This window comes from Blastomonas sp. (assembly GCF_046294995.1).
GTDB lineage: Bacteria > Pseudomonadota > Alphaproteobacteria > Sphingomonadales > Sphingomonadaceae > Blastomonas.
In genome coordinates this window covers 179,707-191,827 of the sequence record NZ_JBKBOG010000003.1, presented here as the reverse complement: position 1 = coordinate 191,827, position 12,121 = coordinate 179,707, and the positions used below count along the sequence as shown (strand labels likewise).

Annotated in this window: 13 protein-coding genes, 2 tRNA genes and 1 other RNA gene; 9 read left to right on the top strand and 7 right to left on the bottom strand. The window is 62.9% G+C overall.

Annotation, left to right across the window (positions count from 1 at the left end):
* The first annotated feature begins 2 nt into the window (after window positions 1–2).
* Window positions 3–203, top strand: coding sequence for a hypothetical protein (locus ACK4R0_RS06835; RefSeq protein WP_409672140.1), 201 nt, complete (start codon window positions 3–5; stop codon window positions 201–203).
* Between the two features lie 292 nt (window positions 204–495).
* On the top strand, window positions 496–1,149 hold the full coding sequence (locus ACK4R0_RS06830) for a CDP-alcohol phosphatidyltransferase family protein (RefSeq protein WP_409672137.1): 654 nt from the start codon (window positions 496–498) through the stop codon (window positions 1,147–1,149).
* A 24-nt stretch (window positions 1,150–1,173) separates the two neighbouring features.
* On the opposite strand, the gene ACK4R0_RS06825 is transcribed toward ACK4R0_RS06830, so the two are convergent.
* Window positions 1,174–1,250: transfer RNA gene (locus ACK4R0_RS06825), tRNA-Pro, on the bottom strand.
* Between the two features lie 143 nt (window positions 1,251–1,393).
* Here ACK4R0_RS06825 and ACK4R0_RS06820 point away from each other — a divergent pair.
* The 4 genes from ACK4R0_RS06820 to ACK4R0_RS06805 all read left to right on the top strand — a co-directional run bounded on the left by ACK4R0_RS06820 (window position 1,394) and on the right by ACK4R0_RS06805 (window position 6,129).
* Window positions 1,394–2,365: a thymidylate synthase gene (locus tag ACK4R0_RS06820; RefSeq protein ID WP_409672134.1), complete on the top strand. Its 972-nt coding sequence runs from the start codon at window positions 1,394–1,396 to the stop codon at window positions 2,363–2,365.
* Window positions 2,366–2,494: 129 nt separating this feature from the next.
* A complete protein-coding gene (locus ACK4R0_RS06815; protein ID WP_409672132.1) occupies window positions 2,495–3,769 on the top strand; it encodes a thiamine pyrophosphate-dependent enzyme in 1,275 nt (424 codons plus the stop codon).
* Between the two features lie 53 nt (window positions 3,770–3,822).
* Window positions 3,823–4,827, top strand: a complete 1,005-nt coding sequence (locus ACK4R0_RS06810; protein WP_409672246.1) for an alpha-ketoacid dehydrogenase subunit beta — start codon at window positions 3,823–3,825, stop codon at window positions 4,825–4,827.
* A 6-nt stretch (window positions 4,828–4,833) separates the two neighbouring features.
* A complete protein-coding gene (locus ACK4R0_RS06805; protein WP_409672129.1) occupies window positions 4,834–6,129 on the top strand; it encodes a dihydrolipoamide acetyltransferase family protein in 1,296 nt (431 codons plus the stop codon).
* A 120-nt stretch (window positions 6,130–6,249) separates the two neighbouring features.
* On the opposite strand, the gene ACK4R0_RS06800 is transcribed toward ACK4R0_RS06805, so the two are convergent.
* A complete protein-coding gene (locus ACK4R0_RS06800; RefSeq protein WP_409672125.1) occupies window positions 6,250–6,714 on the bottom strand; it encodes a hypothetical protein in 465 nt (154 codons plus the stop codon).
* A gap of 192 nt (window positions 6,715–6,906) precedes the next feature.
* Between ACK4R0_RS06800 and ACK4R0_RS06795 the strand changes: the two genes are divergently transcribed.
* Both ACK4R0_RS06795 and ACK4R0_RS06790 read left to right on the top strand, forming a co-directional pair.
* The gene (locus ACK4R0_RS06795) at window positions 6,907–8,076 is read left to right on the top strand and encodes an AI-2E family transporter (protein WP_409672122.1); all 1,170 of its coding nucleotides are present in this window, start codon (window positions 6,907–6,909) and stop codon (window positions 8,074–8,076) included.
* Between the two features lie 54 nt (window positions 8,077–8,130).
* Window positions 8,131–8,207, top strand: a tRNA-Asp gene (locus ACK4R0_RS06790).
* A gap of 137 nt (window positions 8,208–8,344) precedes the next feature.
* On the opposite strand, the gene ACK4R0_RS06785 is transcribed toward ACK4R0_RS06790, so the two are convergent.
* The 5 genes from ACK4R0_RS06785 to ACK4R0_RS06765 all read right to left on the bottom strand — a co-directional run bounded on the left by ACK4R0_RS06785 (window position 8,345) and on the right by ACK4R0_RS06765 (window position 9,899).
* On the bottom strand, window positions 8,345–8,554 hold the full coding sequence (locus ACK4R0_RS06785) for a DUF2842 domain-containing protein (RefSeq protein WP_409672120.1): 210 nt from the start codon (window positions 8,552–8,554) through the stop codon (window positions 8,345–8,347).
* Window positions 8,551–9,144 (bottom strand): 5-formyltetrahydrofolate cyclo-ligase, encoded by a 594-nt coding sequence (locus ACK4R0_RS06780; protein ID WP_409672117.1) that lies wholly within the window; start codon window positions 9,142–9,144, stop codon window positions 8,551–8,553. The genes ACK4R0_RS06785 and ACK4R0_RS06780 overlap by 4 nt, the downstream gene beginning before the upstream one ends.
* A 63-nt stretch (window positions 9,145–9,207) precedes the next feature.
* Window positions 9,208–9,364, bottom strand: a non-coding RNA gene (gene ssrS, locus ACK4R0_RS06775) — 6S RNA.
* Between the two features lie 7 nt (window positions 9,365–9,371).
* Window positions 9,372–9,734, bottom strand: coding sequence for a cell division protein ZapA (gene zapA, locus ACK4R0_RS06770; protein ID WP_409672114.1), 363 nt, complete (start codon window positions 9,732–9,734; stop codon window positions 9,372–9,374).
* A gap of 6 nt (window positions 9,735–9,740) precedes the next feature.
* A complete protein-coding gene (locus tag ACK4R0_RS06765; RefSeq protein WP_409672111.1) occupies window positions 9,741–9,899 on the bottom strand; it encodes a hypothetical protein in 159 nt (52 codons plus the stop codon).
* A 245-nt stretch (window positions 9,900–10,144) separates the two neighbouring features.
* Here ACK4R0_RS06765 and tkt point away from each other — a divergent pair, with 245 nt between their 5' ends.
* On the top strand, window positions 10,145–12,118 hold the full coding sequence (gene tkt / locus ACK4R0_RS06760) for a transketolase (protein ID WP_409672244.1): 1,974 nt from the start codon (window positions 10,145–10,147) through the stop codon (window positions 12,116–12,118).
* Window positions 12,119–12,121: the final 3 nt, after the last annotated feature.

Genomic DNA, 12,121 nt, shown 5'->3' with positions numbered 1-12,121 from the left:
CCATGACAAGCTTTGTTCTCTCGCTCGCCATGCTCACCGCAATGGCGCTCGTCGCCGGTGCGATCGTCCTGCTGCGCCGGGGCTTGCGCAAGCAACCCGTCCTGATGCTGATCCTGGCGGCAGTGATGATCGGCAATGTGGTGATCTGGTCGATTCCGACCGAGGGCGGAGCATCCCTGGTGGATCGCGCCGAACAGCCGTAAGGCTGGGGTTGAGGTAATTGGTCGGGAGCGAGGATTCGAACATGGTCCCTGCCTCCCGAAAGCGTTGCCCTTGAGAATCGGCGTCAGAGCAAACTCCATCGCTCTTTGCTTGCGGTGAGCGGTAAGTGCGATTCAGCCTGATTACAGATTCATGACATCAGCCTCGATTTTCTCGCCAATTACCCTATATCCCGTCACTGGCGTGCGGGGGCAGGCACAAACTTGCCGAGGATTTTCGTATGACCGTAACTATATTCTCTACAAATCAACGAGCTAGCGCACGGCTGCGGCGATGAGCAGCGTCAACCGGATACAGGGCAACATGCTTGCGGCCGCTGAACGGAGGCTGCTAAACTGGCTGTGCGCGCGCCTGCCTGCATGGCTATCGCCCGATGGCCTGACGCTGATGGGCTTTTGCGGCGCGCTGACCATTTTTGCAGGCTATGGCCTCAGTCTGTACCAGATCGAATGGCTATGGCTCGCGATCGCCGGATTTTTCATCAACTGGTTCGGCGATTCGCTGGATGGCAGCCTGGCACGCTACCGCAAGATCGAGCGGCCGAATTATGGGTATTTCATTGATCACAGCATGGACGCGTTGTCCAACCTCATCATCGTCGTTGGACTCGGCCTCACCGCCTTCATTCGCATGGACGTGGCGATGTTCGCCCTGGGCAGCTATCTGCTGCTGTCGATCCACACATTTCTGGCTGCCCGTGTCACCGGCGAATTTCGGTTGTCCTATCTGGCTGCCGGGCCCACCGAATTGCGTCTGATCCTGATTGCCATGAGTCTGGCGATGTTTACCACACGGCCGACCACGGTAATGGGTACGGGCCTTTCGCCATTCGATCTGTTTATCACGGCTATGGGCGCAGGGATGATGGTCCTGTTCATCGTCCAGACCGCCATCACGGGGCGCAAGCTGCACGCGCTGAGCAAATAAACTTGATACCGTGGGGACATTAAATGGTCGGGGAGAGAGGATTCGAACCTCCGGCCCCTGCCTCCCGAAGACAGTGCTCTACCAGGCTGAGCTACTCCCCGACCCAGACTTCATGGTGCCTTGCGGCGCCTGGGAGGCAGGGGCGTGCCTATAGTCAAGGTGGGGCGGCCATGCAAGCGAGCATTTTGGCTTTTCGCATCGGCTGCAATGGCACGCCGTTGGGCAGCATGCTAAGCCCCCTGGCATGGACATCGCATTGCAGAGTCGCGCGGCAAAAGACGCGCAGCCGCGCCATTTCGAATGGCAGTATCTTGATCTGATGGAGCAGGTCTGGACCACTGGGCATGAGCGTTCCGACCGCACCGGCGTCGGCACGCGATCGCTGTTCGGGGCGACGATGCGGTTCGACCTCTCGGACAATGCAATTCCGCTGCTGACCACCAAGCGGGTCTACTGGAAGGCGGCCGCGCGCGAGATGCTGTGGTTCCTGACCGGCGATACCAACATCCGTGCGCTGGTAGCGCAGGGGGTACACATCTGGACCGACTGGCCGCTCGACAGCTATCGCAAGGCCACGGGTGAGACGATCGATCGCGCCGGCTTCGAGGCTCGGATCATCGAGGATGCCGATTTTGCCGCGCGCTGGGGTGATCTGGGGCCGGTCTATGGCAAGCAATGGGTAGACTGGCCGGTGTACGAGCCGGTCCAAGGCGAGGGTGGCCTGTTCCGCAAGCGATCGCGCGGCATCAACCAGATCGCCGAACTGGTCGAGAGCCTGCGTACCAATCCGGGATCGCGCCGCCACATCTTCGAGGGATGGAATGTTGCCGAACTCGACCAGATGGCGCTGCCGCCATGCCACAAGACCTATCAATTCTTCGTTGCCGACGGGAAGCTGACCGGGCTGCTGTATCAGCGGTCGTGCGATCTGGCGCTTGGCGTGCCGTTCAACATCTTCTCTGCGGCGTTGATCATCCGGATGCTGGCGCAGCAATGCGATCTCGAGCCGGGCGAGCTCATCTGGAACGGCGGCGATGTCCATCTGTATCTCAATCATGCAGAGCTTGTCGAAACCCAGCTCGGGCGCGTTCCTGCCGGTGCACCCGTGCTCGAAATCCGGCGGCGTCCGCCAAGCATTTTTGATTACGCAATCGACGATTTCGAGGTCCGCGAATATACCCCGCAACCGCACATCTCCGCGCCCGTGGCGGTATGACCACAAAGTGAAGGGCAGCACTATTGACCTATCGCGAATCTTGAAATAATATGTCTCGACAGTGCAATTAGTCGAAAGGCCATCAAGAGCCTCTCCGGCTGACCGAGCACCGACCCGAGAGGATTTTTGATGGCCGATGGTCCCTTGAGATCGAACCTGCAACCGCTTGCGCTTCACGTTCCCGAACCGCGCTCGCGCCCCGGCGACCCCGTCGACTTCAGCGATGTGGTCGTTCCTGCCGCTGGCAGCCTGGGGCGGCCCGACGAGGCGGTCTCTCCCCACGACATGCGCGAGCTCAGCTTCGGTCTGGTGCGCGTGCTCGATGACGACCAGCGCGCGGTCGGCGCATGGGATCCGCGCCTGCCGCACGAAACCCTGCTCAAGATGCTGCGCACCATGGCGTTGACCCGCGCCTTCGACGAGCGGCTGTATCGCGCTCAGCGGCAGGGCAAAACCAGCTTCTATATGAAGTGCACCGGCGAGGAAGCGACATCGGTTGCCGCTGCTGCCGCGATGCAGGGCGATGACATGGTGTTCCCCAGCTATCGCCAGCAGGGCATCCTGATGTGGCGCGGCTATGCGCTCACCGAAATGATCAACCAGATCTATTCGAACCGCGGCGACAAGTTGAAGGGCCGCCAGCTGCCGATCATGTATTCGGTGCCTGAACTCAGCTTCTTCACCATCTCGGGCAATCTCGCGACGCAATATCCGCAGGCCGTGGGCTGGGCGATGGCGAGCGCGATCAAGGGCGATACCCGCATCGCCAGCTGCTGGTGCGGCGAGGGCTCGACCGCGGAAGGCGACTTCCACAGCGCGATGACCTTTGCCTCGGTGTACAACGCGCCGACCATCCTCAACGTCGTCAACAACCAGTGGGCGATTTCGAGCTTCTCCGGTTTCGCCGGCGCCGAGCGCACGACCTTCGCCGCACGCGCGATCGGCTATGGCATCGCCGGGCTTCGCGTCGATGGCAACGATGCGCTTGCCGTCTATGCCGCGACGCAATGGGCGGCCGAGCGCGCGCGCTCGAACAAGGGCCCGACGTTGATCGAGCACTTCACCTATCGCGCCGAAGGGCACAGTACCTCGGACGATCCGTCCGCGTATCGCAGCGCGCAGGAAAGCGCCGAATGGCCGCTGGGAGATCCGATCCACCGTTTGAAGCAGCACTGCATCGGTCTGGGCATCTGGGACGACGAGCGGCATGCCGCGATGGACCTGGAACTGGCCGAAATGGTCAAGGCCGCGACCAAGGAGGCCGAAAGGAACGGCGTGCTCGGCCACGGAATGCACCAGCCGTTCGAGACGATGTTCGAGGACGTGTTCGAGGAACTACCCTGGCATCTGCAAGAGCAGATGGCACAGGCGCTCGAAGAAAGGGCTGCGAAATGGCCGAAGTGATGCAGGATAATGCGTCGTCCAATGCTGCTGCAGAGGACATGGCGACCAAGACGATGAACATGATCGAGGCGATCAACAGCGCCATGGACGTCATGATGGAGCGCGACCCCGATGTCGTGGTGATGGGTGAAGACGTCGGCTATTTCGGCGGCGTCTTCCGCTGCACCGCAGGGCTGCAGGCGAAATACGGCAAGACCCGGGTGTTCGACACGCCGATTAGCGAATGCGGCATCGTCGGTGTCGCGGTCGGAATGGGAGCGTACGGCCTGCGCCCGGTGCCCGAAATCCAGTTCGCCGACTATATCTATCCCGGGATCGACCAGCTGATCTCCGAAGCCGCGCGGCTGCGGTATCGCTCGGCGGGCGAGTTCATCGCCCCGATCACCGTGCGCTCGCCCTTCGGTGGCGGCATCTTCGGCGGCCAGACCCACAGCCAGAGCCCCGAGAGCCTGTTCACGCATGTTTCGGGCCTCAAGACGGTGATCCCCTCGACGCCCTATGACGCCAAGGGGCTGCTGATCTCGGCAATTGAAGACAACGATCCGGTCATCTTCTTCGAGCCCAAGCGGATCTATAACGGCCCGTTCACCGGCTATTATGACCGCCCGGTCGAACCCTGGTCGAAGCATGCGGCATCCAAGGTGCCGACCGGCCATTATCGCATCCCCCTGGGCAAGGCCAACATCGTGCGCGCGGGCGAAGCGCTGACCATCCTGGCTTATGGCACGATGGTGCATGTGGCGCAGGCCGTGGTCGAGGCCAATGGCGTCGATGCCGAGGTGATCGATCTGCGCACGCTGCTGCCGCTCGACATCGAGACGATCGAGGCGTCGGTCAAGAAGACCGGTCGCTGCCTGATCGTCCATGAGGCGACGCGGACCAGCGGCTTTGGCGCGGAGCTTTCCGCCTTGGTGCAGGAGCGCTGCTTCTATCACCTCGAAGCCCCGGTCGAGCGCGTCACCGGCTTCGACACGCCTTATCCGCACAGCCTCGAATGGGCGTATTTTCCCGGCCCGATCCGTATCGGTCGCGCCATTGCCAAGATCATGAAGGACTGACCCGCCATGGCAACCTATACCTTCAACCTGCCCGATATCGGCGAGGGCATTGCCGAGGCGGAAATCGTGGCGTGGCACGTCAAGATCGGTGACCGGATCGAGGAAGACGGCCGCATCGCCGACATGATGACAGACAAGGCGACCGTCGAGATGGAATCGCCGGTCTCGGGCACCGTCACCAAGGTGGCGGGCGCCGAGGGCGATGTCATCGCGATCGGTTCGATGCTGGTCGAGATCGAGATCGAAGGTGAAGTCTCTGACAGCGACGCTGAGCCCGGTTTCGATGTCGCGCCCGAGCCTGAGACGATCGAGGCAGAGAACCCCAAGCTGCCTCCGGTGGAAGAGGCTGCATCCGCGCCCGTCGCGGCACCTGCTCCTGCTCCTGCACCGGTGGCTCCCAAGGCTGTGTCAGGTGATGGGCCCCTGCCTTCGCAGGGGAACGGCAGTGACAGCGCCAAGGTGCTGGCATCGCCGGTGGTGCGCCAGCGCGCGCGAGACCTCGGCATCGATCTCGCCAAGGTGCGGCCTTCGGAAGGCACCCGCATTCGCCACGCCGATCTGGACGCCTATCTGAACTATGGCGGCACGCGTTCCGGTCCGGGCCGCGCCGCCGACGAAGAAATCCGCGTTATCGGCATGCGCAAGCGCATCGCGCAGAACATGGCCGAATCGAAGCGCAACATCCCGCACTTCACTTATGTCGACGAGATCGACGTGACGAAGATGGAGGAGATGCGCGGGGAAATGAATGCCAGTCGGGGCGATCGTCCCAAGCTGACCGCACTCCCGATCCTGATCGCCGCGATCTGCAAGACCTTGCGCGATTATCCGATGCTCAACGCCCGCTACGACGATGAGGCCAATGTGGTCACCCGCTCGGGTGCGGTGCATCTCGGGATAGCGACGCAGACCGATGCAGGGTTGATGGTGCCGGTGCTGCGCGGTGCCGAAAGTTTGAGCGTCTGGGATATGGCGAGCGAGATCGCGCGCCTCGCCGATGCCGCGCGCAGCGGCAAGGCGAAGAGCGAGGAGCTTTCTGGCTCGACACTGACGCTGACCTCGCTCGGCCCGCTCGGCGGCATCGCGACGACGCCGGTGATCAACCGGCCCGAGGTCGCGATCATCGGCCCCAACAAGATCGTCGAACGCCCGATGGTGGTCGATGGCGCGGTGGTCATCCGCAAGATGATGAACCTGTCGATCTCGTGCGATCACCGCGTCGTTGACGGCTATGATGCGGCCAGCTTCGTCCAGGCGCTCAAGCGCCGGATCGAAACCCCGATCTATATCTTCGCGGATTGAATTTGGGGCTCAACAGATAGTCGTCACCCCCGCGAAGGCGGGGGTCCCGCTTTTGCGCTGCCGTTCGATAGCGGGATTCCCGCGTTCGCGGGAATGACGGGGTCTTTCGACTTTGAGCTGTTAGCGCACGATCGCCCGGAAGGTCATCCGGCGGCTCTCGCCCTGCATCAGCCGGTCGCCGACGCGCCAGCGCAGGTGGGTGACGTCGTCGGGATTGGCGGGGCGCCAGCTGTCCTGGCCCAGCGACACGCGCAGTTCCGACAGCAGGCCCCAATTGCGACCGCCATCGATCGATACCAGCTCGCTGCCATCGACCGTCTCGTCCAGACGAACGGTACGGGGCAGGGGGTTGGTCACGGTGAATCCCTGCACGGGCTGGTTGCCCATGTTGCGGTATTCGACGACGTAGATCAGCCGTTCGCCAGAACTGACCTGGCGCGCAGGCTCCAGCCGGACGCGGCGCGCGCCGCTGCCCTGCGGGTCGATCCGCTCGACGAAAATGGATGATCTTGTCCGAACATCGCCCGATGCCAAGGCCGCTACCGGCCCGGCCAAGGCGAGCAGCGCGATTGTGATGCGCAGCATTCCCTACCCCGATTTGCCCCCGCCGGCAGTGTCCGGCTGGATGCGGGCCTAGCGCCCAGACCGCCAACATATGGTTAACGTTGCACGAGATTTTCCTCGCGTGCTGGCCATCAAACCCGCTGGATTGTGCACGGCAATCGGTGCAGATATAGCCGCTAGCGTCCGGATTGCGGACCAGGGGCCTTATCATCCATGTCGTTACCCCCAGCAGATCATTCGCCTACAGACGAGTTGCGGCGCGACAGGCTGCTCGCTGCGCTCACGCTCATCGCTGGGGTGGCCTTGTTTCTCGCCTTTCCGTTCGCGATGCGGGCAGGGGCGGAGTTCTTCCTGCCGCTGGCGGTGGCGATCGTGCTGTCGATCGCGCTGGTCCCGGCGCTCGAGTGGATGGAGCGGCGGGGTCTGCCGTCGATGGCGGCGGCATTCCTGTGCCTGGTGCTGTTCCTTGCGATCGCCAACGGGGCGGTTGCGGTGATCGTCGTGCCTGCGGCGGACTGGTTCCTGCTGCTGCCCGACAGGATCCCGAAGATCATGGAGAACCTGTCTCCCTTGATCGAATTGTACTCAGATCTGCAAAGGTTCGTCGACGATACCACCCGGCTGGTTTCGGGATCGATGGTGAAGGCACAAAACGCGGCGGTGGCTTCACCCGAATCGCTGCTCGACCTGTTTGCCAGCGCAGCGCCGGGGGTGGCACTGCAGATGGCGTTCGTCATCCTGCTGATCTTCTTCTTTCTCGCCGGATGGACCAAGCTACGCGAAAACGCGATCAGCAGCCGGGGCAGCTTCACCGGCGCGATGGCCACCGCGCGGGTGATCCAGAACGTCGTTTCGGCGACATCGGCGTATCTTACCACGATCACCCTGATCAACCTGATGCTGGGGGTGTCGGTCGGCGTCGTCGTCTGGATGCTGGGGATGGAATCGCCCGCGATGTGGGGCGGCATCGTCGCATTGCTCAACTTTGTTCCCTATCTGGGGCCCGTGCTTGCGGCGATACTGCTCGCGCTGGGTGGTCTGATGAGCTTTGGCGACCTGTGGACCGCGCTGATTCCCGCCAGCGTTCAGGTCGGTTTCCACTTGGTCGAAGCCAACCTGATCACGCCTGCGGTGCTGGGCCGCAGGCTGACGATGAACCCGCTGCTGATTCTGGTCTCGCTCAGCTATTGGGCATGGGTGTGGGGCACCACCGGCGCGCTGCTGGCGGTTCCTTTGCTGATCATCATCCAGACCGTCGTCGCGGCAGCAGGCAAGCCGGATATCGCTGGTTTCCTGTTCGAAGCCGGTACGCTCACGCGATCTCCGCGCGACGCGGAAATACCGCCGACGGAACCATTATCGCCGGTTCGCGGGAAAATTTGATTCACGTGTTGACAGGTCGGCGGGTCGCTTATATCAGCCGCGCTCCAACACGATGCGGGTGTAGCTCAGTTGGTTAGAGCGCCGGCCTGTCACGCCGGAGGTCGCGGGTTCGAGCCCCGTCACTCGCGCCATTGGACTGGGGTTTTGCCCCGGAAAAATGGCCACTCGCAGGTGTTGGAAACCTTCCCAACCATTCGCGGTCCCCAGCATAATCGGGGCACGTCTGATCAGTTTTCGCCATGAGGGCAGGCGGCAATGTGCGCGCGGTTCAGGCGCGCCAGCGACCGGTTTCCATCCAGATCATCAGCGGCCGCATCGGCGCGATCCAGATGATCCCGGCGATGCAATAAATCACCGATTGCACGGCGATGTGCCAGCTGCCGATCACGGTCGAGAAGCTGGCGACGATCACCGCCCAGACCGTGATGATCGCCAGAATCGCGAGGATGCCTACGGGCTTGCGCAAGGTCGGCTTCATGTCAGGGGTCTTTCGCTAACCGGCAGCAGAACCTGCTGTTCGGTGATCACCGCATCGAGCGGCATGTCGTGGTGCTCTGCAGGGACGGCATCGACCTGCTGAACGGTCCAGCCCAGCCCGATACGCCGCGTGGCGGGGTGCTGGGCGCACCAGCCATCATAATGGCCGCCGCCCTGGCCCAGCCGGTTCAATGCGCTGTCGAACGCCACCAGCGGCATGAACAGCGCGTCGGGGACGACCTCGGGCATTGCAGCATGCGGCTGCGTTCCCCATGGGCCCTGTACCAGCGTCTCCTGCGACCCCGTCCACACTCTGAAGGTCATCGGGCCTTGGTGCTCGCGGGTCCAAGGGAGCGCGATCATCTTGCCCATGTCGAGCAGATGCGCGGCATAGTTGGCGGTCGGCACTTCGCCTGGAACGGCGTGGTACAGGCCTATGATCTCGGCATTTTCGATCAGCGGCAGGATGATTCGCGGAGGGCGCCCGAAGATCAACGCACGGTGCGTATCTGGAAGCGCCTGCCAGTGGGCGAGGCGCGCGGCGCGCATCCTGCGCCGCATTTCCTGCTTTTCGCTGATCACGCCGGTCACAGTAACGTTCCGCCCAAAATCATATCCGGCCGACCGTCATGGCCGGCAAGCGCGCAGGCCATGGTTGGAACCGCCTTGGCCGTTTGCTGGAATATCCTCTGACGCCAGTAACGTCAGGTGGGCGCCGTGTACCGTTGGCCGGAGCCAGGGCAGGGACAGCTCCCTTGGAAGATGTATCGCCTCAGGGATGTTCTCTGCAGCTCGTACCAGGCAGTCCCGTCACTGATTTAGGACTTATCGCTGCTCTTCTCAAGGTCTTCCGCCAGATTCTCGATGCGGTTGGCGAGATGCTCGATGGCGCGCGCGGCCATATCGATCTGATCGTCGCGCTCGGACTGTTCGGTCTGGTTCACTGCAGGCTCGGATTGCGCCGGTTCGGCTGCCTGGCGATCCTGCGCTTCGGCCAGTTCGTCGGCCAGCAGTAACCCGGCAAACAGCAGCGCTCGGGTCTCGGTGAGGCCGCTCGTCGCCCCCGCCTTGCGCGCGGCGGCATCCATCATCATGCCCAGCCGGGCGAGATGGTCTTCCTCTCCGGGTTGGCAGGTGACGGAGTAGATGCGACCCGCGATGGTCAGGCGTGTATCCGGCATATTCCTTTATCCCCTGTCCGCAAGCAGGGCATCGATCCCGGCGAGAGCTTCGGCCGCTGCCGCCTTGAGCTTGTCGTGCCGCTCGGCCAGATTGCCCGCCTCGCTGCCGCCTTGCACAGCCGCATCGTCCGTCTGCCTGGCCCGGACTGTTTCCAGCCGGGTCAAAGCTCGCTCCAATTGTCCGATAGCAAGGATAAGTCGTTCATTTGCCATGATATGAGCTTAGCAGGAAATGTGACAAACGCAATAAATCGCGATTTGGCACAGTTTGCAGAACTTGACGCGGTGCAACATGGATACCAAAGGGTGACGCCAAAGCCGACTCGGCGTGCGTATTTGCAATAGCGAACGCGAGCAGCGGGCCGTTTGCACGGCCCTGACCTGCGATCAGCATGGAGAATATACAGGCGATGTCAGTGGTTTTCGAAGATCTCGCCAATGCCGTCCGGGCACTGTCGATGGACGCGGTTCAGGCAGCCAATAGCGGCCACCCCGGAATGCCCATGGGCATGGCCGATGTCGCCACGGTGCTTTTCGGCGAGTATCTGAAGTTCGATGCCGCCGCGCCCGACTGGGCCGATCGTGACCGGTTTGTGCTTTCTGCCGGCCATGGGTCGATGCTGATCTATTCGACGCTTCACCTGACCGGCTATGCGCGTCCGACGATCGAGGACATCCGCAACTTCCGTCAGCTGCACAGCCCGTGCGCAGGGCACCCTGAGAATTTCGAACTCGCAGGGGTTGAATGCACCACCGGTCCGCTGGGCCAGGGGCTGGCGATGGCGGTGGGCATGGCGATGGCCGAGCGGCACCTCAATGCCGAGTTCGGTGACGATCTGGTCGATCACCGCACCTGGGTCGTCGCAGGCGACGGCTGCCTGATGGAAGGCATCAACCATGAGGCCGTGGGCCTTGCCGGACACCTCAAGCTTGGCCGGCTTAACGTGCTGTGGGACGACAACCGCATCACCATCGACGGCGCGACCGATCTTTCGACCAGCGAAGACATCCGTGCGCGTCACACCGCATCGGGCTGGCATGTCGTCGATTGCGACGGTCATGACCTTGAATCGATCCGCGCCGCAATGGACGCCGCGATAGCCGATCCGCGCCCGTCGCTGATCGCCTGTGCAACGATCATCGGTAAGGGTTCGCCCAACAAGCAGGGCACGTCTGCCACGCACGGTTCGCCGCTGGGTGCCGCAGAGGTCGATGCGGTGCGCGCTACCCTGGGCTGGAAGCACGCGCCTTTCGATGTGCCGCAGGACATCCGCGACGCCTGGTTGACCTTTGGCCGCCGCGGTGCGGAAACCCACGCTGCCTGGTCCGATCGCCTCGCCGCATCGGGCAAGAGCAACGAACTCAAGCGCCGCATGGCAGGCGATCTGCCCCAGGGTTTCGGCCTGTCGCAGCATATCGCCACGTTGCTGGCCGAGCCGCAAAAGGTCGCAACCCGCAAGGCATCGGAACTGGCGCTCGAAGCGATCAACCCGCGCCTGCCCGAAACCGTTGGCGGGTCGGCCGATCTCACCGGATCGAACAACACCAAGACCGCAGGGCTCGGCGTGTTCAACGCCGACAATTATGGCGGCCGTTACGTCAATTACGGCATCCGCGAATTCGGCATGGCCGCCGCGATGAACGGCATGGCGCTGCATGGCGGTGTGATCCCCTATGGCGGCACCTTCCTGGTGTTCTCCGATTATTGTCGCGCCGCGATCCGCCTGTCGGCGCTGCAGCGGCAGCGGGTGATCTATGTGATGACGCATGACAGCATCGGCCTGGGCGAGGATGGTCCGACCCATCAGCCCGTCGAGCATGTCATGAGCCTGCGCATGATGCCGAACCTGCTGGTGTTCCGTCCTGGTGACGCGGTGGAAACCGCCGAGTGCTGGGAACTGGCGCTGCAGGCCAAGGACACTCCCACGGTGCTGGCATTGACCCGGCAGAACCTGCCGCAGTTCCGCCGCGTCGAGGCGGACGGCAATCCGTGCGCGCGCGGCGCCTATCGCATCAAGTCGTCGGGCAACAAGCGCCAGGTGGTGCTGATCGGCACTGGATCGGAAGTCTCGCTGGCATTGTCGGTCGCCGATGCGCTCGAGGCAGCCGGAGTTGGCGCCGATGTCGTTTCGATGCCGTGCTGGTCGCTGTTCGACGCGCAGCCGGACAGCTATCGCGCCGATCTGCTGCCCGCCGATGTGCTCAAGGTTTCGATGGAAGCCGGTGTCACGTTCGGATGGGAACGTTATGTCGGCCCCGATGGCCTCAGCTTCGGCATCGATACCTTCGGTGCCTCGGCGCCGATCGAGGCATTGTTCGATCATTTCGGTCTGACCGCAGACAAGATCACCCCCGCCGTGCGCACCGCGCTGGGCCGGGGCTGAACC

Coding starts and splice junctions, on each gene's coding strand:
- ACK4R0_RS06835 (WP_409672140.1), top strand. CDS start 3: ATGACAAGCTTTGTTCTCTCGCTCGCCATGCTCACCGCAATGGCGCTC.
- ACK4R0_RS06830 (WP_409672137.1), top strand. CDS start 496: ATGAGCAGCGTCAACCGGATACAGGGCAACATGCTTGCGGCCGCTGAA.
- ACK4R0_RS06820 (WP_409672134.1), top strand. CDS start 1,394: ATGGACATCGCATTGCAGAGTCGCGCGGCAAAAGACGCGCAGCCGCGC.
- ACK4R0_RS06815 (WP_409672132.1), top strand. CDS start 2,495: ATGGCCGATGGTCCCTTGAGATCGAACCTGCAACCGCTTGCGCTTCAC.
- ACK4R0_RS06810 (WP_409672246.1), top strand. CDS start 3,823: ATGAACATGATCGAGGCGATCAACAGCGCCATGGACGTCATGATGGAG.
- ACK4R0_RS06805 (WP_409672129.1), top strand. CDS start 4,834: ATGGCAACCTATACCTTCAACCTGCCCGATATCGGCGAGGGCATTGCC.
- ACK4R0_RS06800 (WP_409672125.1), bottom strand. CDS start 6,714: ATGCTGCGCATCACAATCGCGCTGCTCGCCTTGGCCGGGCCGGTAGCG.
- ACK4R0_RS06795 (WP_409672122.1), top strand. CDS start 6,907: ATGTCGTTACCCCCAGCAGATCATTCGCCTACAGACGAGTTGCGGCGC.
- ACK4R0_RS06785 (WP_409672120.1), bottom strand. CDS start 8,554: ATGAAGCCGACCTTGCGCAAGCCCGTAGGCATCCTCGCGATTCTGGCG.
- zapA (WP_409672114.1), bottom strand. CDS start 9,734: ATGCCGGATACACGCCTGACCATCGCGGGTCGCATCTACTCCGTCACC.
- tkt (WP_409672244.1), top strand. CDS start 10,145: ATGTCAGTGGTTTTCGAAGATCTCGCCAATGCCGTCCGGGCACTGTCG.